The organism is Brevibacillus sp. 1238 (assembly GCF_029892995.1).
GTDB lineage: Bacteria > Bacillota > Bacilli > Brevibacillales > Brevibacillaceae > Brevibacillus > Brevibacillus parabrevis.
Genome location: NZ_JARXWC010000003.1, coordinates 515,276 through 533,725, shown reverse-complemented (window position 1 = coordinate 533,725; position 18,450 = coordinate 515,276). Strand labels below are relative to the sequence as shown.

21 protein-coding genes are annotated in these 18,450 nt (G+C 50.8%); 7 read left to right on the top strand and 14 right to left on the bottom strand.

The features are described 5' to 3' along the window. Positions 1-5: 5 nt before the first annotated feature. On the bottom strand, positions 6-863 hold the full coding sequence (locus M2298_RS10260) for a HEPN domain-containing protein (RefSeq protein WP_173596549.1): 858 nt from the start codon (positions 861-863) through the stop codon (positions 6-8). Between the two features lie 207 nt (positions 864-1,070). Between M2298_RS10260 and M2298_RS10255 the strand changes: the two genes are divergently transcribed. Both M2298_RS10255 and M2298_RS10250 read left to right on the top strand, forming a co-directional pair. Beyond that, positions 1,071-1,220 carry a small acid-soluble spore protein P gene (locus tag M2298_RS10255; protein ID WP_063228492.1) on the top strand — a complete coding sequence of 50 codons (150 nt, stop codon included), beginning with the start codon at positions 1,071-1,073 and terminating at the stop codon, positions 1,218-1,220. A gap of 154 nt (positions 1,221-1,374) precedes the next feature. Next, positions 1,375-2,097 (top strand): hypothetical protein, encoded by a 723-nt coding sequence (locus tag M2298_RS10250; RefSeq protein ID WP_217021275.1) that lies wholly within the window; start codon positions 1,375-1,377, stop codon positions 2,095-2,097. Positions 2,098-2,118: 21 nt separating this feature from the next. Here M2298_RS10250 and M2298_RS10245 read toward each other — a convergent pair whose 3' ends face one another. From M2298_RS10245 to pdhA, 5 genes are all read right to left on the bottom strand, one after another. Continuing rightward, on the bottom strand, positions 2,119-2,280 hold the full coding sequence (locus tag M2298_RS10245; protein WP_063228490.1) for an aspartyl-phosphate phosphatase Spo0E family protein: 162 nt from the start codon (positions 2,278-2,280) through the stop codon (positions 2,119-2,121). 131 nt (positions 2,281-2,411) lie between these two features. Further along, complete coding sequence (gene lpdA, locus M2298_RS10240) at positions 2,412-3,821, bottom strand: dihydrolipoyl dehydrogenase (RefSeq protein ID WP_122965370.1); 1,410 nt, start codon at positions 3,819-3,821, stop codon at positions 2,412-2,414. Between the two features lie 6 nt (positions 3,822-3,827). After that, positions 3,828-5,225: a dihydrolipoamide acetyltransferase family protein gene (locus M2298_RS10235; RefSeq protein ID WP_122965369.1), complete on the bottom strand. Its 1,398-nt coding sequence runs from the start codon at positions 5,223-5,225 to the stop codon at positions 3,828-3,830. Positions 5,226-5,327: 102 nt separating this feature from the next. Then, positions 5,328-6,308 (bottom strand): alpha-ketoacid dehydrogenase subunit beta, encoded by a 981-nt coding sequence (locus M2298_RS10230; RefSeq protein ID WP_122965368.1) that lies wholly within the window; start codon positions 6,306-6,308, stop codon positions 5,328-5,330. Positions 6,309-6,311: 3 nt separating this feature from the next. Then, positions 6,312-7,397: a pyruvate dehydrogenase (acetyl-transferring) E1 component subunit alpha gene (gene pdhA / locus M2298_RS10225; RefSeq protein WP_122965367.1), complete on the bottom strand. Its 1,086-nt coding sequence runs from the start codon at positions 7,395-7,397 to the stop codon at positions 6,312-6,314. A gap of 325 nt (positions 7,398-7,722) precedes the next feature. On the opposite strand from pdhA, the gene M2298_RS10220 reads away from it, so the two are divergent. Then, positions 7,723-8,457, top strand: a complete 735-nt coding sequence (locus tag M2298_RS10220) for an alpha/beta hydrolase (RefSeq protein ID WP_280648479.1) — start codon at positions 7,723-7,725, stop codon at positions 8,455-8,457. Between the two features lie 21 nt (positions 8,458-8,478). On the opposite strand, the gene M2298_RS10215 is transcribed toward M2298_RS10220, so the two are convergent. From M2298_RS10215 to ltaE, 3 genes are all read right to left on the bottom strand, one after another. Beyond that, on the bottom strand, positions 8,479-8,673 hold the full coding sequence (locus M2298_RS10215; RefSeq protein ID WP_063228484.1) for a hypothetical protein: 195 nt from the start codon (positions 8,671-8,673) through the stop codon (positions 8,479-8,481). Between the two features lie 139 nt (positions 8,674-8,812). Beyond that, positions 8,813-10,456, bottom strand: a complete 1,644-nt coding sequence (locus tag M2298_RS10210) for a peptide ABC transporter substrate-binding protein (protein WP_412679185.1) — start codon at positions 10,454-10,456, stop codon at positions 8,813-8,815. 249 nt (positions 10,457-10,705) lie between these two features. After that, entirely contained in the window at positions 10,706-11,743 is a 1,038-nt protein-coding gene (gene ltaE / locus M2298_RS10205) for a low-specificity L-threonine aldolase (RefSeq protein WP_280648478.1), read from the bottom strand. A 131-nt stretch (positions 11,744-11,874) separates the two neighbouring features. Between ltaE and M2298_RS10200 the strand changes: the two genes are divergently transcribed. Then, positions 11,875-12,177, top strand: coding sequence for a HesB/IscA family protein (locus tag M2298_RS10200; protein ID WP_063228481.1), 303 nt, complete (start codon positions 11,875-11,877; stop codon positions 12,175-12,177). A 59-nt stretch (positions 12,178-12,236) separates the two neighbouring features. On the opposite strand, the gene M2298_RS10195 is transcribed toward M2298_RS10200, so the two are convergent. From M2298_RS10195 to yneA, 4 genes are all read right to left on the bottom strand, one after another. Beyond that, positions 12,237-14,477 carry a HelD family protein gene (locus tag M2298_RS10195; RefSeq protein WP_280648477.1) on the bottom strand — a complete coding sequence of 747 codons (2,241 nt, stop codon included), beginning with the start codon at positions 14,475-14,477 and terminating at the stop codon, positions 12,237-12,239. A gap of 37 nt (positions 14,478-14,514) precedes the next feature. Next, the gene (crcB, locus tag M2298_RS10190) at positions 14,515-14,880 is read right to left on the bottom strand and encodes a fluoride efflux transporter CrcB (RefSeq protein ID WP_274874020.1); all 366 of its coding nucleotides are present in this window, start codon (positions 14,878-14,880) and stop codon (positions 14,515-14,517) included. 96 nt (positions 14,881-14,976) lie between these two features. Beyond that, the gene (locus tag M2298_RS10185) at positions 14,977-15,174 is read right to left on the bottom strand and encodes a DUF896 domain-containing protein (protein ID WP_063228478.1); all 198 of its coding nucleotides are present in this window, start codon (positions 15,172-15,174) and stop codon (positions 14,977-14,979) included. Between the two features lie 92 nt (positions 15,175-15,266). Next, on the bottom strand, positions 15,267-15,602 hold the full coding sequence (yneA, locus tag M2298_RS10180) for a cell division suppressor protein YneA (RefSeq protein WP_122965361.1): 336 nt from the start codon (positions 15,600-15,602) through the stop codon (positions 15,267-15,269). A gap of 312 nt (positions 15,603-15,914) precedes the next feature. Here yneA and lexA point away from each other — a divergent pair, with 312 nt between their 5' ends. Beyond that, a complete protein-coding gene (gene lexA / locus M2298_RS10175; protein ID WP_063228476.1) occupies positions 15,915-16,538 on the top strand; it encodes a transcriptional repressor LexA in 624 nt (207 codons plus the stop codon). 46 nt (positions 16,539-16,584) lie between these two features. Here lexA and M2298_RS10170 read toward each other — a convergent pair whose 3' ends face one another. Next, complete coding sequence (locus tag M2298_RS10170) at positions 16,585-17,070, bottom strand: DUF456 domain-containing protein (RefSeq protein ID WP_173596541.1); 486 nt, start codon at positions 17,068-17,070, stop codon at positions 16,585-16,587. Between the two features lie 126 nt (positions 17,071-17,196). Here M2298_RS10170 and M2298_RS10165 point away from each other — a divergent pair, with 126 nt between their 5' ends. After that, the gene (locus M2298_RS10165; protein WP_173598843.1) at positions 17,197-17,766 is read left to right on the top strand and encodes a DUF4269 domain-containing protein; all 570 of its coding nucleotides are present in this window, start codon (positions 17,197-17,199) and stop codon (positions 17,764-17,766) included. A 284-nt stretch (positions 17,767-18,050) separates the two neighbouring features. Next, entirely contained in the window at positions 18,051-18,365 is a 315-nt protein-coding gene (locus M2298_RS10160) for a CD3324 family protein (RefSeq protein ID WP_267901847.1), read from the top strand. The last annotated feature ends 85 nt before the right edge of the window (positions 18,366-18,450 follow it).

Below are 18,450 nucleotides of genomic sequence, written 5' to 3'. Positions count from 1 at the left end.
GAGGTCTACAAAATGATTCTTTCAAAATAAGCCGGCTCGTACCGTTCTTCATAGGTCTCGCCAGACAATATTAACTCATCCAAGCGCACGCGCATGTCTTGCAGATTGATGCCTTGCATAGCCGTATTCAAAATCGTCGCTCTCGCCATCAATCTGAGCGTATTGACTTCATCGGTCAGTTTATCGCCGAATACTTTTCCGCTGTGCGCGATCTCTGAACGATGATTGTACGATTTTTTGACGAATTGGGCAATCTTTTGCCGCTGGGCATACGAGTCTCCGAAGTAGTACGCCATCCGTACCCGCAGTTTGTAAGTGATTTCTCCCTTTTTACCGTCAGGGGCAAACAGCGATTCCAGCGCGATCCACAAATCGAGCAGTTGGTCTTCGTTGCTTTTTTTCTCAAGAGACAGCACATAGCGGCGAAAAGCGAGGGATGGCAGCTGATGTTCCAAAATCCGCAGAAACGTGTTCTGCGTCGACTGGTCAAATGCCAGCTTGTTTCCGTCGATAGAGCGCTTCAAGTACGTGATCCCGCACATATTCCCGCTAACCGTCAGCACGTATGGAATGGAGCATGTCCCGTCAAACGCAGACAAGTTCAGCTTGTTCTCGATCTCTTCAATCCATGGGCGATCGTCCGTTACTTTCATCTCGGCATGCTCTGCAACCAAAAACAGACTGGTGCGACTCACGCGCTGATCAAAAATGCGCTTGTTCTCGTCCATTTCGTTGCGCAAATAGCGCGAGGCTATCTCGTACGGCCTCTCTGCTCCCGAGACCAAGTAGTACGAATTGGGCAGCTCGATCCGAATGGGCTGTTCTGTCGTCGAATTAAACACGGGTGCAATCAACAGTGGCATGAGCTGCTCCTTTCCGATCCATCAAAGCCTGGTTTTTTGTTTACATAATAAACATGCTGTTATGCTTTCAGTATCGTGCTTTTTGGCTCTTTTGACAACCTATCCATTGCTACCAATCGCGGGCACGCTTCCTTATAGAATACCAGCATTTCCTATGGTTCGTCACCATCTGATTGATACAAACTACGGAAAGAAGGAGCTGATTTTATGGAAAAGGATCATATTTTGGATGAGAACCCTCATCAAACTTACAATAATGTCGCAAAACCGCAAGAACAGACTGGCGAGCCTCTTTCCGGCTCCAAAAAAGTAAAGCAAAAAAACCATTCTCGTTCCATCAAGACCAGGGAAGGCTGAAAGCAATTTTCCCTACGCAAGAACGGCATTGTGCAGAAGCCCGGACGGTTTAGACCGTGCGGGTTTTCCTTTTTCTTACAATAAAAAAGATTGAATTGTCCCACAGGGATGATCTATGATGGATGCAGTATCCATGATGGAGGTTTAGCCCACTATGATCACTATTCCACTTCCGGGCAACAGCCCGCTTTCGAACGCGATCAGCTACAGTGTTTCTCCCTTGTACGAGCTGGCTGCCAGCCTGCATACCCTTGCCCAGCCAACTCCTCCTGAGCGCTTCATTTCATGGTCGGAAGACAAGCTTGAACAATTTGAATCTGTTCGTCTGAAAAGAGAATGGGACTATCTGCTGCCGCTGTTTCGTTACGGCATCCCCGATTCGTTCGATCCTGTACATACCAAAGGGGTCATGGCTGTCGACGATCAGTACGAATACTTCGTCACCCTGCCAACCGAAGAGTTTGTGCGAAGCGTGAGCCCGATGCTGGACCGATGGCTAGAGCAGCACAGCATCCCACAAGTGCTTCTCGATATACGGGAGGACTCCGATTATGTAAAAGGCCGCTTCAGCCTGTTTGTATCGTCTTATTGGCAAATGGTTTTCGAGGAGAACTGGGAGGTCATCGCCCCGCAGTTTGTAAAAGAAGCTGAGCGCATCTACTATGCCGTGCAAGATATTCCTGCCATGCTTGCCTACTTGCACACCATTTCCCCTGCGTTCGCTTTTGATGAAGCGGCTCGTCATTTGACGCACCCGAGCGATGAGCCAAACCATGACGCGCAGCAGCTTATTTTGTACCCCAGCTATTATTATGCCCAAGAGCCTTGTTTACGAAAAATGGGGTCTAACGCCCACCTGCTGTATTCCTTCTCCTAATTTTGCCCACTAAAAACGCCCTTACGAAGGGCGTTTTTCATGCAACATATGCGCGACGATCAGCTTATCCAACTGCTGACTTATTTTTACGATCTCGGGGTCAAGAAAATTGTAGCCTGCTTCTTTGGCTGCGCGTTCCAGCTTTTGGCGCAAGTCATCAATCATCTTATTTGTAATCTCCATGCTGCCAAGCCTCCACCCACGTCAGTCTCCCACTATTTTACATTATATAAGTACAGGTGGAAAGGGTAAGATGTGGAAGAAAAAAGCCCTGTAACCGTAAAGGTACAAGGCTTTTTTCGTAAAAGCTGCTGTTATTTCATCACGTGAATCGGACGACCCAGTGCCAGTTCAGCCGCTTCCATCGTCACTTCCCCAAGAGTCGGGTGAGCGTGGATGGTCAATTCGATATCTTCAAGGGTTGCGCCCATTTCAATCGCCAGTCCCACTTCTGCAATGATGTTCGAAGCTTCTGGACCAACGATTTGCGCACCGAGGACGAGATTCGTTTCTTTTTCGGCAATCAACTTCACGTAGCCCTCACCTGCATTGACAGAGAGCGCACGGCCGTTTGCTGCGAATGGGAAGCGTCCCACCACATAATCGATGCCTTGTTCTTTTGCTTCTCTTTCGTTGATACCGACGCTTGCGATTTCCGGATCGCAGAAAACAACTGCCGGGATCGCTTTGTAGTCGACTTCAGCCGGATGGCCTGCAATCGCTTCAGCGGCCACTTTTCCTTCGTAGGAAGCTTTGTGCGCCAAAGCTGGTCCTGCCACGATATCCCCGATCGCATACACGTTAGGAATGTTCGTACGGCCTTGCTTGTCGACGACGATCAGGCCGCGATCAGTCAGGTTCATGCCGATATCGCGAACGCCAAGCTCATCCGTGTTCGGACGGCGCCCAACTGTAACGAGGACGTATTCCGCCTCGATTTGTTGCGCTTCGCCTTTTACTTCTGCCTTGACGATTACGCCGTTCTCGGTTTCTTCCATTCCTTGCGCCAGCGCTTTGGTATGGATGGTCACGCCCAGCTTTTTCAGCTTGCGCTCAACGAGACGAGGCATATCTGGCTCGAAGCCAGGCAAAATTTGATCGGAGCCTTCCAGAATGGTTACTTTGGTGCCGAATTTCGCGAATACGGTACCCAGCTCGATGCCGATGTATCCGCCGCCGATTACAACCATGCTCTTAGGCAGTTCGGTCAAAGCCAATGCTTCTGTCGAGGACAGAACGCGTTTGCCGAACGGGAAAGCAGGGAGTTCGATCGGACGAGATCCTGTCGCGATGATGCAATGCTGGAAGCGATAGCGGTTCACGTCATAGCCGTGGAAGACGCGCACTTCGTTTTCGCTGACAAACAGTGCTTCACCTGGAATCACCTGGATTTTGTTGCCTTTAAACAAGGAGCTTACGCCACCTGTCAATTGTTTCACAATCCCGCTTTTCCACTCTTGAACCTTGGCAAAATCCACTTTGACGTTTTCCATGGTGATGCCCATGGATTCGGTATGTTGAGCGTGCTCATACGTGTGTGCAGCATGGATCATCGCTTTGGAAGGAATGCAACCTACGTTCAGGCACACGCCGCCGACTTCCGCTTTTTCCACTACCGCTACGGTTTTTCCCATTTGCGCGGCGCGAATCGCTGCCACGTATCCGCCTGGGCCCGCACCGATGACGAGCACGTCTACTTCTGTCGTAAATTCACCTACTACCATTGTCTCTTATCCCTCCATGACGAGCAGCGTTGGGTTTTCCAGAAGCTGCTTCACGTAGTTGACGAAACGTTGTGCAGGTTCGCCATCAACCAAGCGGTGGTCAAAGCTCAAGGACAGGTGCAGCATTTGGCCAACCACGATTTCGCCGTTTTTCACCACTGGTTTTTCGCTGATACGACCTACGCCCAGGATCGCAACCTCAGGGTAGTTGATGATCGGCGTGAAGAACATGCCGCCAGCAGAGCCGATGTTGGTGATGCTGAAAGTCGAACCTTTCAGCTCGTCAGCACTCGCTTTGCGATCGCGAGATTTTTTCGCCAGCTCGCTGATTTCGCCCGCGATGTGGAAGATCGACTTGCTGTCAGCCGCTTTGACAACCGGTACGAGCAAACCGTCTTCTGTCGAAGTCGCGATGCCGATGTTGTAGTATTTTTTGTAAATGATTTCTTGTTTTTCCTCGTCGATAGAAGCATTCAGTTCTGGGAACTTTTTCAGACCAGCAACGACTGCTTTGACGATCATTGGCAAGTAAGTCAGCTTCACGCCGCGCTCTTCTGCGAGTGGTTTCGCGTCTTTGCGCATCGCTACCAGCGCCGTTACGTCCACTTCGTCGAAAATAGTAACGTGTGGTGCTGTGTAAGCGGATTTGACCATTGCTTTGGCGATCGCTTTGCGGATTCCTTTCAAAGGAACGCGCTCTTCCAGCTCGCCTGCTTGCGCACTGTAGTGAACAGTTGGCGCGGAAGCAGCTTGTGCTACGCCTGTTGGAGCCGTAGCTGCCGGTGCTTCTGTTGCTGCTGGAGCAGCCGTTTCCACTGCTTGTGCAGAAGGAGCGACAGCGCCACCCGATACGAAGCGATCTACGTCTTCGCGAGTGATGCGACCCAGCTTGCCAGTTCCAGGAACCAGTGTCAGCTGAACGCCTTTTTCACGCGCATATTTACGCACGGAAGGGGTAGCCAATACGTGTTTGCGATCGATTGGAGCCGCTACTGCTGTCGCAGTTGCTTGCGCCATTGGTGTTTCCAGCGCTTGGTTCGCATTCGCGCTCACTTGGGAACCGATATCGCAACCTGGCTCCATTTTGTCAGCAGCAGGTGCTGGCGCCGCTTCAGCAGCAGGTGCGCTGCCATGACCGTGGTCTGGCAGGTTTGGAATCTCGCCCTCAACCTCGAACTCGATCAAAGGATCGCCGACAACAGAAACCGTTCCTTCTGTTACTTTCAGCTCGATAACTTTTCCTTTTACAGGCGATGGCACTTCTACTACCGCCTTGTCATTTTGCACTTCCATAATGACTTGGTCTTCTTCTACGGAATCTCCGGGCTGAACGTGCCATTTGACGATTTCGCCTTCATGGATACCCTCACCGAGCTCCGGGAGTCTGAATGTAAAACGACTCACAGTATCTCCTCCTTAGTAAACACTACGCCGTATTCACAGCCTGTAAATTTCGGAAAGAAGGCGGAAAGCTTTCAACTTTTCCGCCATTATGTCTGTTACCGATTAAAAATCGAGCACTTGAGTCAATCCGTCTACCACGCGTTTCACGTCAGGCAGCCAGATGTCTTCTGCTTGTGCAAACGGATAAACGGTATCCGGTGCCGTGATACGCAGCACTGGTGCTTCGAGGTGGAGAATAGCGCGCTCGTTGATTTGCGTAATGATTTCCGCAGCAACGCCGGAAGTTTTTTGCGCTTCCTGCACGACGATCGCACGGTTTGTTTTCTTCACGGATGCTACGATGGTGTCGATATCGAGCGGGCTGATGGTGCGCAGGTCGATGACTTCCACTTTGGCGCCACGAGCTTTTTCGATTTCTTCAGCCGCTTTCAGGCTGGTATGCACCATAGCACCATAGGTGATGATGGTAACATCGCTGCCTTCTTTTACTACGTTCGCTTTTCCGAGCGGAATGGTGTACTCGCCCTCTGGTACTTCTTGACGGAAAGAGCGATACAGCTTCATGTGCTCCAGGAACACAACCGGATCGTTGTCGCGAATTGCCGAGATCAGCAGACCTTTTGCATCGTAAGGGTTGGAAGGGATAACCACTTTCAGACCCGGCGTTTGCATCATCAAGCCTTCCAGAGAGTCAGCATGCAACTCAGGAGTTTTCACGCCGCCACCGAATGGGGAACGGAAAGTTACCGGGCTGCTAAAACGACCGCCGGAACGGTAACGCATACGAGTCGCTTGGGAAGCGATCGCATCGAACGTTTCAAATACGAAGCCAAAGAACTGGATTTCCGCTACAGGGCGGAAGCCGTTAATGGACAAGCCTACTGCCAGTCCACCAATTCCGGACTCAGCGAGCGGCGTATCGAATACGCGCTGCTCGCCAAATTCAGCTTGCAAACCTTCTGTCGCACGGAATACCCCGCCGTTTTTCCCTACGTCTTCCCCGAAGACAAGTACGGTTTCATCGCGCTTCAATTCTACGCGCATTGCATCCGTAATGGCTTGAACCATTGTCATTTGTGCCATGGCTTATTTCGACTCCTTCGCCAGGAATTCTGCCTTTTGCTCTTCGAGTGCAGGCGGCAGTGTCTCAAACATTACATCGATCAGTTCAGTCACTTTCATTTTCGGAGTTTCGTCCGCTTTTTTGATTGCGTCTGCAACTGCTGCTTTCGCTTCTTCAATGACAGCTTCTTCGTCTTTTTCGCTCCAAAGACCTTTGCTCTCCAGGAATTTGCGGAAGCGGATCAATGGGTCGCGCAGTTCCCACTCGCTTTGCTCTTCACCAGTACGATAGCGAGTTGGGTCGTCACCAGCCATGGTGTGCGGACCATAACGGTATGTCAGCGCCTCGATCAAAGTCGCGCCTTCGCCGTTAACACCGCGCTCTTTCGCTTTTTGAACTGCGTAGTAAACAGCGAGGATGTCCATGCCGTCGATACGCTCGCTTGCGATACCGGCAGAAACTGCCTTGACTGCGATATTTTCAGAAGCCGTTTGTTTTTCGAACGGCAGGGAGATCGCATAACCGTTGTTTTGCGAGAAGAAGATCACAGGCAGTTTGTAAACACCTGCGTAGTTCATACCTTCGTAGAAATCACCTTGGGAGGTTGCCCCGTCACCAAAGTAGTTGATCGCAACGCGCTTTTCACCGCGCAGCTTGTAGCCCATTGCCACACCTGTCGCTTGTGTACATTGTGCTGCGATGATGATTTGTGGCATCAATACATTTACGCCTTCAGGGATTCGTCCACCCTCGATGTGTCCACGGGAGTAGAGGAACGCCTTGTGCATAGGGAAACCGTGCCAGACCATTTGCGGAATGTCGCGGTAGCTTGGCAGGATGAAGTCTTCTTTGGACAGAGCCGCCTCGGAACCGATCATGCTTGCTTCTTGACCAGCTACAGGCGCGTAAAAGCCCAGACGACCTTGGCGGTTCAAGCTGATAGCGCGTTGGTCCCACACACGGGTAAAGACCATTTTACGCATCAGTTCACGCAGTTCATCATCGGAGAGCTTAGGCATCAAGTCAGGACGAACAACCGTACCGTCCGGAGCAAGAATTTGCAGCGGGGCGTTGTTCTCTGTTTGTTCAACAGCAGTGGTTACGCTCATCACATTCACCTCGTCACTAGAATAAGGGGCTTCCTTGCTTGCTTCGCCATGTCCCACGCAACTGAGCCAGTGCTCAATCGACAAGGAAGACGAAACGTGTCGGAAGTGTCCCCTGATAAAAAGCAGAAGAAAGTTTGTGTGTGCAAGAAAGGGCTTACAGCGCCGTCCGCACAACCCTGTTATATTGCAGACAAAATGTCTGTTTAACGTGTTATAGTATTGATATTACAGGGTTTATTTCCTCTCTGTTATCATTTACTATATAAGCTGTATCAGTTTTTTTCAAGGCTTAGTTTTACATTTGAGCAAACAGGAGTGTAAATCGATGTCTGATTATGTAAAACGAACAATCATAAAAGAAGAAGTCCCAAGCGTCCACGTAGACACTCCCCGCTCGGTCAAAGTGTACCTCCCGCCGGGCTATAATGAACTGCTTTCTTACCCTGTCGTCTATTGTCAGGACGGAAACGATTTCTTTACGATGGGGCGGATTGCCACCATCGCCAACCAGTTGATTCTCGAAGAAGGCATCGAACCGTTCCTCGTCGTCGGCGTCTCGGTGGATCGCAGCAAACGGACGAGTGAATATTCGCCTGTAGGCGCAAAAAATGCAGCGTACAAACGCTTTTTTTGCGAGGAGCTGCTGCCGTACATCGAGGAGCGCTATCCCGTAAGACGCGACAAAGCTTCCCGCGTGCTCGCGGGCGATTCGCTCGGAGGAACGGTTTCCTTGCACCTCGCACTGGACCACCCCGAACTGTTTTCCCAAGTGCTTGCCCTGTCAGGAGCCTTTTTCCAGCCGACACAAGCGGCCATCCAAAACAGCGGAGACCTTTCCTGGCTGCGGCTCTGGATGGTTGTCGGACTGGATGAAACCGCTGTAGAAACCCATATCGGAACGTTCGACTTCGTCCAATGGAACCGGGAAGCAAAAACACTGCTCACCAACAGCAACGCCAGCCTGTCCTATTCGGAAAAACCGGGCAACCACGTCTGGGGCTTGTGGCAAAAAGAACTCCCCGATGCTTTGCGTCACTTTTTTCCGCCGCCGTTGATTTAGGCGGACACGCACATCCGCTGTTTAGAGTGAACCGTTGATTTCCTTGATGTCTTCATATCCGTAGTAACGGCCATCTACCATGAAAATTCCTTGGTGGGTGGCTTTTTCAATCTCCCCTGCCACTTGGCGGGCATCCTGGAGCACAATGTTGACAATCTTGCTCTCATCGCGTTTCATCTGGTTCTGCAGTCTCTCACGCTCTTTGGCCGATATCATGTCTATCCCTCATTTCCTTCCATAGTCAATGGCTATAGTATTTCTTTGGGTGTGCGGAATTACACGCGCTGAACAGAGAAAACCCCCTTCATGCCGCCGGTCTGATCGTTGGCACAAAGGGGGTTCTTGCCTTTTTCGTTTACTTTTCTACCGTAGTGTATTTAAAGTCTCTGCCGCCGAACGGATTCAGAAGCAGACCTTTGACCTTGTCGTTTTGAATGTACGGGCGCACGCCATAGTAAATCGGGGCAATCGGCATCTCGTCCATCAAAATTTGCTCGGCTTGCTGCATGATCGCATTGCGCTTCGCTGTATCCAGTTCCAGATAGCTGTCCACGATCAGTTTGCGGTACTGTTCATTTTCCCAGGCGGCGTCATTCGTTCCGACTGTCTTGTCTTTGAAAATCTCCAGGAAGTTGATCGGGTCGTTGAAGTCCGCTCCCCAATTCCGATAGGCAAACTGATAATTTTTGGAGCGCTTGTTTTGCAGGAATACCTTTTCTTCCAGCCCGCTGATCTTCACCTCTACGCCGAGGTTTTTCTTCCACTGATCCTGAAGCGCTTCCGCCAGTTTCTTTTGCCTGTCATCCCCTGTTCCGTAGGAGAAAGTAAATTCCGGCATCGCTGTCAAACCGAGCTCTTTCAACCCTTCCGCCAAAAGCTGCTTGGCTTTCGCCGAATCTTCTTGGAAATAATCATTGCCGCTGAGCTTCATCGACGGCGGAACCCAGGCATACGCAGCGGGCACACCCGGCATGACGATGCCGTCCACCAGCGGCTGACGCTCAATCGCATACGAGAACGCCTGACGAACTTTTTTGTTCGTAAAAGGTGGCTTTGTAGTGTTGAATGTCACGGCTACCGTGTTCGGATACGGATCGAGGACAATTTTGCCTTCGTCATGCAAGCTTTGCAGCAAATCTACAGGGAGCGTATACGTCGGATGGCCTCCCCAATCCAGATCGCCCGAATCGAACAGAGCTTGCGCTGTATTGGTATCGGTAATCATGCTCCAGACGATCTTGTCCAGCTTCACTGCACCTTTGTCGTGATAGTTGTCGTTTTTGACCAGAACCAGCTTGTTTTTGTGTTCCCACGTTTCCATTTTAAACGGCCCGTTTCCGATGTAATTTTCCGGAGATGCCGCCCAGGCCGGGTTAGTTTCCACTGTTTTTTTGTGCAGCGGGAACAGCGTCGGGAAAGCTGTCAGCTCGTAAAAGAACGGCGCTGGCGAGTTCAGCTTGACTTCCAGGGTATGATCGTCAATCGCTTTCACCCCGACATCATCCTTGCTGCCTTTGCCTGTATTAAATTCTTCCGCTCCTTTGATGAAATAAAGCATGTAGGCGTATTCCGATCCTGTTTGCGGGTCGAGATTGCGTTTCCAGGCAAACTCAAAATCGTGTGCCGTTACCGGATCTCCATTCGACCAAAGCGCGTCTTTTTTCAGTTGGAACGTATACGTCAGCATATCTGGCGAAACCGAATACGTTTCAGCCATCGCGCCCGCAATTTTCCCGTCCGTCCCATAGCGTGTCAGACCCTCGAAACAGGCCGTAATGACGTCAAAAGAAGTTCCATCTGAAGCAAGTCCCGGGTCGGCCGTAGGCGGTTCTCCCCCATCTGCGTTCCAGTTCAGGACCATTTCTTTCGCTTTGGCTGTGTCTGTTTTGGGTGCTTCGGTTCCCTTGTTGTCTGTAGCTGTTGGCTGCGCTGTGCTACATCCAGTTACTAATTGAAAAATCAGAAAACTAGCCAAAAGTGCGCCCATTCGCTTTTTCAAATCTGGCATCCCCCTCGTCTGTATCGAGTTCGCGATGATGACTGAAAGATAGGCTCCAACTCATCATTATGCTATCGCATTACAGTGAGAAAGGAACTGGACGACTTGGTTAAAAATATTCTCTTTATTCCGAAAATTTTTGTACAATTTGTCGAAAGTCGGCCGCAAGTGAACGGTGCAATCAGAAAAAGCCAATCCGCTCCCCGATTCAAGCAGACTGGCTTTGCCCATGATTGGTGCCCGCAACAATTATCCCGAAACCTTCGCCGTGCCAATGAGTTCTTCCACGATTTCCAGCACCCTGTTTGCTTGCTGCTCATCAATGTGGCGATGAGTGGTAAAGCGGATCACGTATTCATCGAAGTCGACTGCCAGGACTCCTTTGTCTGCAAGACGCTGCAAAAAGGCAACTGCCGTCTCCCGGATCGAATCCGTCTTCACCAGCACGATGTTCGTCTCGACAGGCTCCACTTCGAGCGACAGCTTGCGGAACCCTTCAGCCAGTTGCTGCGCACGCGCGTGGTCTTCCGTCAACCGCTCCGTCATCTGTGTCAAAGCCACGATTCCCGGCGCTGCCAAATACCCTGCCTGACGCAAGCCTCCGCCTAGTTTTTTTCTCCACCATCTCGCTTCTTCGATAAAGGCCCGATCCCCCGCCAAAAGAGAGCCTACAGGCGCGCTCAAGCCTTTGGACAGACAGACTTGGACGGTATCGGTATGCTGGCTAAGCGCAGACACAGGCACGCCCAGAGCTGCCGCCGCATTGAACAGTCGTGCGCCATCCAAGTGAACGGGGATGTTGTGCTGTTGCGCTACCTCATGCACGCCCTTCATTTGCTCGATCGTAACGACCGCGCCGCCCGCCCGGTTATGTGTATTTTCGATACAAATCAGCTTCGTGCGCGGAAAATGAATGTTGTTGCCGCGAATCGCCTTTTCCACATCTTCTGGACGCAGGGCGCCCCGTTCTCCCGCCAGCGTCCGTGTCTGCACACCAGCCAAAGCCGACATCGCGCCGCCTTCGTAATAAAAAATATGAGAATCCGCTTCCGCAATGACCTCATCGCCGTTCACACAGTGCGTCAACACGGCAACCTGATTGCCTTGCGTGCCGCTTGTGACAAACAAAGCCGCTTCTTTCCCCAGCAGCTCGGCTGCAATCTGTTCGAGTCGGTTAACGGTCGGGTCTTCCCGGTAAACGTCATCGCCCACCTCGGCATCTGCCATGGCCCTAAGCATCGCTTCAGTCGGTTTTGTGACGGTATCGCTGCGCAAATCAATCTTCATGAAAGCGTCCCCTTTTCGCAAGTTTGTCTAGCAACTCTATCACCCAGAACACTTTCCACATTGCATCTGCATTTCCCTCTTTGCTAAGATGGAGAAGAAACTCACATACATACAGTTAGGAGACTTGACCTATGAAGGTAAAGATTACCAAAAATGCAGCGAAGCAGCTCGGCACAATCATGGAACAAGAAGCAGACAAAGACCTGAAGCTGCGTGCCTATATCACTCACGCGCACGGTGACCATGCGCACTACGGTCTTGCTCTGGACAAGCCAACCGAAGAAGATGTAGTTGTTTCCACCGACAAGGAAATTGACGTCATCGTGAAAAAAGACGAGCCATTGCTCGATGGCATCATCATCGACTACTTGTTCCTGCCACAGGAAGGCTTCGTCATCACCAATCCGTCCAAAGGAAATACAGGCGACCATTAATCGGTTCAGCCAGGAAAAATCCCCTCTGCTGTTATTCAGTCAGAGGGGATTTTTCCTGTTCACGCCTGCGTATACAGTTCTTGTGCGAGGTTAGCTAAAAGCGGCGCTTCTTCGCCTGCCATCTGCGTCATCACCAGCCGGTGGACAGGTCTTGTCATCGCCACGTACAACAGCTTCGCGTCCCACTCGTTGTTTTGATAAGATGCAACATCGAGCAAAATCACGGCGTCAAACTGCAAGCCTTTTGTCAAATAAGCTGGCATTACCGTTACGCCGCCCGGAAACTGGTTGTCCTTGCTGCCGAGAAGCGTCAGATCGGCGATGCTTTCGGCAAGAGCCTTGTGCGCCTTTTTGCTCGCCAAAATCGTTTTGGTGACAATCGCAATCGTTTGAAAGCCTTCCTGTTGCAAGGCGGCGACTCGCGAACGAATATCGTCCCACAGCTCGGCTCTTGAATGGGCATGAACCATCACCGGCTTTTCCCCATGGCGCAAAACCGGCTTGGCGAGAACCGTCTCCGGCAGATCAATCTGTCGCAGCACCTCATTGGCGCATTGCATGATTTCGATCGTCGAACGATAGCTTTGTGCCAGCGTATAGTAGGCGGGACGAAGCTGCTCAAAAATGCCTTGCGTCAGCTCTTCCCACGCGTGAATGCCGCGATAGCTGTGGATGCCTTGGGCAATGTCGCCAACGATGGTCATGGAATTTCGCTTCGTCGCAAGCCCGATGACCGCAACCTCCAATGCGCTCAAATCTTGCGCTTCGTCGACAACCGTATGATCAAAATGCTCCGCTTTGTTCATGCCCTCGATAATATGCTGCAAGTACAGTAGCGGCGCGATGTCTTCCGGCTCCAGGCGCTCCTGTTCCAGCAGTGCGGCAGAAGAGGTGCTGACATCACGGATCACCTCGTCCGGGATCGCAGTCGGAGCAAGCTTGCGCAGCAATTCCTCCTCTGCAATCAACTCCCGATACGCCGCAAAAATATCCAGACGCGGAAAGCTGACCAGGTATGTATCCAAAATCTGTTCCAGCATTTTTTCAAATTTGGCCAGCCCTTGCTTGTCGAGATCGACTTTTCGTTCACGCAAATGCGAAAACAGCTGCTTGTTCATTTCCTGCTTCAAATGTTTGCGCAGCGCGTCTACCCTGCGCTGGTACGGCAACGCCCCGAACTGCTCCAGGAAAAATTGCCGGATCGTCTCTCCCGGAATGGAGAAGACTTGCTTTGTTTTGTTGTATAGAAAACTCAGTTTCTTGAAAGGGATTCTCGTCTCAATCACGTAGCGAATGTATTGCTCCATCGCTTCCTTGCACGCCAGTGAGCCTTTGAAGCGCAGCCTGTTGCGAGTAATCTCCTGTTCACGCTGATCCTGACCTTCCTCAAAAAACAGCTGCAACGGCTTGTCGGGACTGACGATCCGCCAGCCTTTTGGCATGAGCGGTTTGACGAGCCGCGCCGCCCAGTCCACAAATGTCGACTGCTGGACATCGTCGACGCCGAGTTCAGGCAGCACTTCTGATATGTACGTAAGAAACATCCGGTTTGGCGCGAACACCATGAATTTTTTTGACATCATCGTATCCTGATAGTTGTAGATCAAGTACGACAGCCGATGCAGGGCGATAGTCGTCTTTCCGCTACCTGCCACCCCTTGCACGACGATCGGCCGATCTTTTTCCGCCCGGATGATCTCATTTTGCTCTGACTGGATCGTCGCCACGATATCTTTCAAGCGACTGTCATTGGCCATATTCAAATTCGCGTTCAAAAACTCGTCGATGAAACCTTCCTGCAAAAACTCGTCCGGATGCCCCATTTCCCGATTGATCGTCTCTTTCACCGCTCCATCGTAAATCCCGACAATCTCTCCGTCCTCAATCGCAAAGTTGCGCTTCAACCGCACCTCTCCACGGACAATCTCGCGCCCCATCCGGTAAAACGCATCCTTGCTCTCTCCGGAGTAATAGAGACTGGCAATGGGCGCTCGCCAATCCACGACAATCGAATCGAACGTATCACTGCGGACAATTCCGCGTTTTCCGATATACACCTGATCCAGCTCGTAAATCTCGTCTTTGAGAAAATCCACACGTCCGAAATACGGTTTGTCTCGCCCGTGATCTTCTAGATACCGCAAATCTTTGGCCTTGTTGTAGTTCACGACCTGTTTCACATAGTCATCGGTTGCTTCGTTAATTTCCTCACGCAGTTGAACAATCTCGTCGTCAATGAGCGCAATCGTCTCTTTCAGCTTGTTTTGTTCTGCTTCGTAATCGCGGTGCTGGGTACTCACACCCATCCCCCCTCTCAGCTTTATCCATTATTTTTTATTATTGCATTTGCCGGGCAAGCCAAATCCCTACGGCGCATGAGGACAGCCCGACCACGATACTCGCGAGTGCATACAGCGTCCCGCGCAGCCATTGCCCGTCGCCCCAAAAAGAAACAACCTCCAGAGAAAAGGTGGAAAACGTCGTGAAGCCACCCATAACCCCTGTGGTAAACAAAATATACGCTTCGGGAGAAATGCCTCCCCGCTCTTTGCCGATCACAAACAACACGCCGATCAAAAATGAGCCGATGATGTTGGCTAACCAGGTGCCGATTGGCCACCCCGGCTGATTCGCCGCCAAAGACAACCAATAGCGAAACAATGAACCGACAGCACCGCCTACCGCTACAGCCACCCACGCCATCTGTTTTCCTCCTCTGTCGAATACCTGATAGTCATAAGGAACAAAAAGACACCCGAGCGTCAAGCAAGGATGTCTGCCTTATCAATACAAGTGAGCTTAATGTTTGGGACGATTCTCTTCAAGATCTTCCACATAACGGATGGAATCGAGATTCGCTTTCAGCGATGCCTTGACCGCATCAATGTACTTTTGTCGCAGAGCTTGCTGCTCTTGCTTTTCCTCATCGGTCAAACCAACCTCGCGCGATTTTTTGACCAGTTCGTTGATTCGTTTGATTTCCGCGTCAGATACCACGTACGGTTCCTCCCACCCAGTAGTAATGCCGTTTAATTATATCACATCAGGGCGAACTCGCAAGATGGAGACGAACCGGCAAGTGCTTTCTATCATTTCGGATCGGGAATGAGCAAGGTCTGTCCCGGATAAATCAGATTGCTCTGCAGATCGTTCGCCTCTTTAATATCCTGGATCAGATCGCGTACATCGACCGTCTCCGTTTGATGGCGGACTGCAATGGTCCACAAGCTGTCACCGTCGCGAACCGTCACTTCTGTTCCTTTTAGCGGCTCAGTGTGCGAAGAAGCAAACACCAGTTCGGTCAACAAGTAAAAAAAGAGAGAAAACGTAATCAGGAACAACAGGGCTTGGCCTCTGGTAATACCAAAACGGACGCGACGGGACGATTCTTTTTCAAAACGGTTAGGAATAGACATGACATTCATGGGATAACCTCCTGCAAACATACGTTCTATAAGTTCGTACCCTAATCATAAATGAGAACATATGTTCATGTCAATACGAAAACCTGCCCCTTTGCAAAATTCACGCAGGTGACGGCAAGATGGCCAATTCCCCTTTTGGTATGGGACAATCCGCGAACAGCCATGCTTCTGGCTCGCACCAACCATTCGACAAGAAACGTTCTTTCGGGCAAAAATTCCTGTTCGCCTTTTTATCGAACTTATGTTTGTCGAACGCAAGCTCCCATGGTATAATATAGGAAAATATGTTCGAGAAATCAGGGGTGTCTTTTTATGTCAAAATTATCTAGCAGACAACAAGCCATCATCGAATTCATTCGGAAGGAAGTTCGCGACAAAGGTTATCCTCCATCTGTGCGCGAAATCGGCGAAGCTGTCGGACTGGCTTCCAGCTCTACCGTACACGGCCACTTGGCCCGCCTGGAAAAGAAAGGCCTGATTCGCCGCGACCCGACCAAACCGCGCGCGATCGAGCTGTTGTCTGAAGAAGATCGCTTCCAGGACAACTTCGAAGACTCCGTTGTCCGCGTTCCTGTCATCGGGAAAGTAACTGCCGGGCAACCGATCACGGCGATTGAGGACGTAGAGGAATACTTCCCGCTTCCAGAAAATATCGTGACTTCAGACAAGGTGTACATGCTGCGCGTGTCCGGAAACAGTATGATCGACGCCGGAATCCTCGACGGAGACTACGTCATCGTGCGCCAGCAGCATGTGGCAAACAACGGAGATATCGTTGTCGCCATGACCGAGGAAGACGAAGCAACCGTCAAGCGCTTTTTCAAAGAAAAAAACCACTTCCGTCTCCAGCCGGAGAACGCCACGATGGAACCGATCATTTTGGACGCCGTTTCCATCCTCGGCAAAGTCATCGGCGTCTACCGCCTCATTCACTAATTTCGCGGCATACAAAAAGGACAGCCATCGCTGTCCTTTTTTCTCTCTATCTGGCGAGGAAAAACCAGATAATCATGGTCACCTGCAACACTACTTTGACTACTGCGCTTCCCAAAAAGCCGATCAGGGAGCCAAAGCCCGCTTTGACCGCCCGCTCGAAAGGCTGGTTCTGCACCAACAGCTCCACCAGCACGACAAAGACAAACGGCAAAATGATCATCCCAAATGGCGGGAACACGAAAATCCCGAGAAAAATCCCTGCGGCAGCCGCCACCGATGACCATTTGGAGCCGCCGTATTTTTTCACGAAATACATGTTGGTCAACAAGTCAGCGCCGTACAGCAAAATACTGAATACCACCATTCCCCACCAGAAGGACGCTGGCAACCCCGCTCCCGGATCTGCTATGAAAAAGTGGTAGAGCAAAAAGCCTGCCCACAGCAAAATCGTATCGGGTAACACAGGCAAAAATATACCTGCAATACTGAGCGCGAATAGCACCAAAACAACGATCCAGAGTAAAATATCCATCTGCATGCACTCCCCTCACATAGGTAATACGAGCAAAAGCGATTTTTGTTGCACACTTGTTTTCGCGAATCTATCATACTTGTTGCGACAAACATCTGCAAATACCGAAGGAAACAGGAGTTTTCTATGACGAGAAACTGGCGTGATCTCACCTATTTGCAAAACGGTACAGCAAAACAGCAAACAGCCGCACGAGCCATCGAACAAAGCGCGGTCTTGCAACGCCTGCAAGCTTTTGATCCGGTGCTCGCCGGAACGATTCCGCTCGACATCGATCTTGGCGACAGTGATTTGGACATCGTCTGCGAATGCTACGATCTTGAGCTGTTCGCCGAGATCGCCCGCAGCTTTTACGCAGACTGCGAAGGATACCAGGAAGCCCGCATGCCGGTACAAGCTGTGCCCACATGTCTTGTCTCCTTTTTTGCCCACGGCTTCTGGTTCGAGCTTTTTGCCCAACCGCGCCCCGTCGAACAACAAAACGCGTATCGGCACATGATCATCGAACATCGCTTGCTGCAACTGGCAGGACCGAAAGCGCGGCAGCACATCCGCCAGCTCAAGCAAAACGGCTTGAAGACAGAGCCAGCTTTTGCCTCCTACTTTCACATCCCGGGAGCTGACCCGTACCAAGCGTTGCTTGCGCTGGAGCCATGGACAGATGATCAGTTGCTTGACCTGATCGTCGGCCGATAAGCCGCAAAGATCGTGTTTTTTGAGTAACTTGGCAAAGCGCTCGCAAACATCTGCGCATGAAAATCGCTGCAAGATGATCTATAATGGAAGGAACTGCGCAGAGTTTGCGTACTGCACAGGAAGGTATGAATCGTGATCGAGGGGGTGTATGGTTGGTGAATGGATTCAGTTTGCCAGATACTGCAGCGTCTCATGCAAAGCCTGGAAATAAAAAGGCGATACTTTGCATGAGGTGGACAGTCGTTTAGACAATACATCGCCTACCGTTATGTATCTCATTTTTTATTTTCCGGCTTTGCCCCTTATTTGAATGCCAAAATAAGGAGCGAGCGAAAATGAAATATGCGAATGCAGCCAATATGCTGCCAGAAAGCCTGATTGCAGAAATCCAGAAGTATGTGCAGGGGGAAACCATCTATATCCCGAAGTCAAAAACCACGCATTATAAATGGGGAACCCGCTCTGGCGGAAGAAAACAGCTGGATGAAAGGAACAACCTGATCCGCAACGCTTTTCGCGAAGGTGTGTCCATTCCACAGCTGGCCGAACAGTACTTTCTCTCGATCGAAACGATCAAAAAAATCGTATATGTCAAATAGACTCAGGCACTGATCTGTCCCCAGGACGATCAGTGCTTTTTCTATGCCGAGTTTTGTTTAGAATCGTTCTCTCCCTATCAAGCGC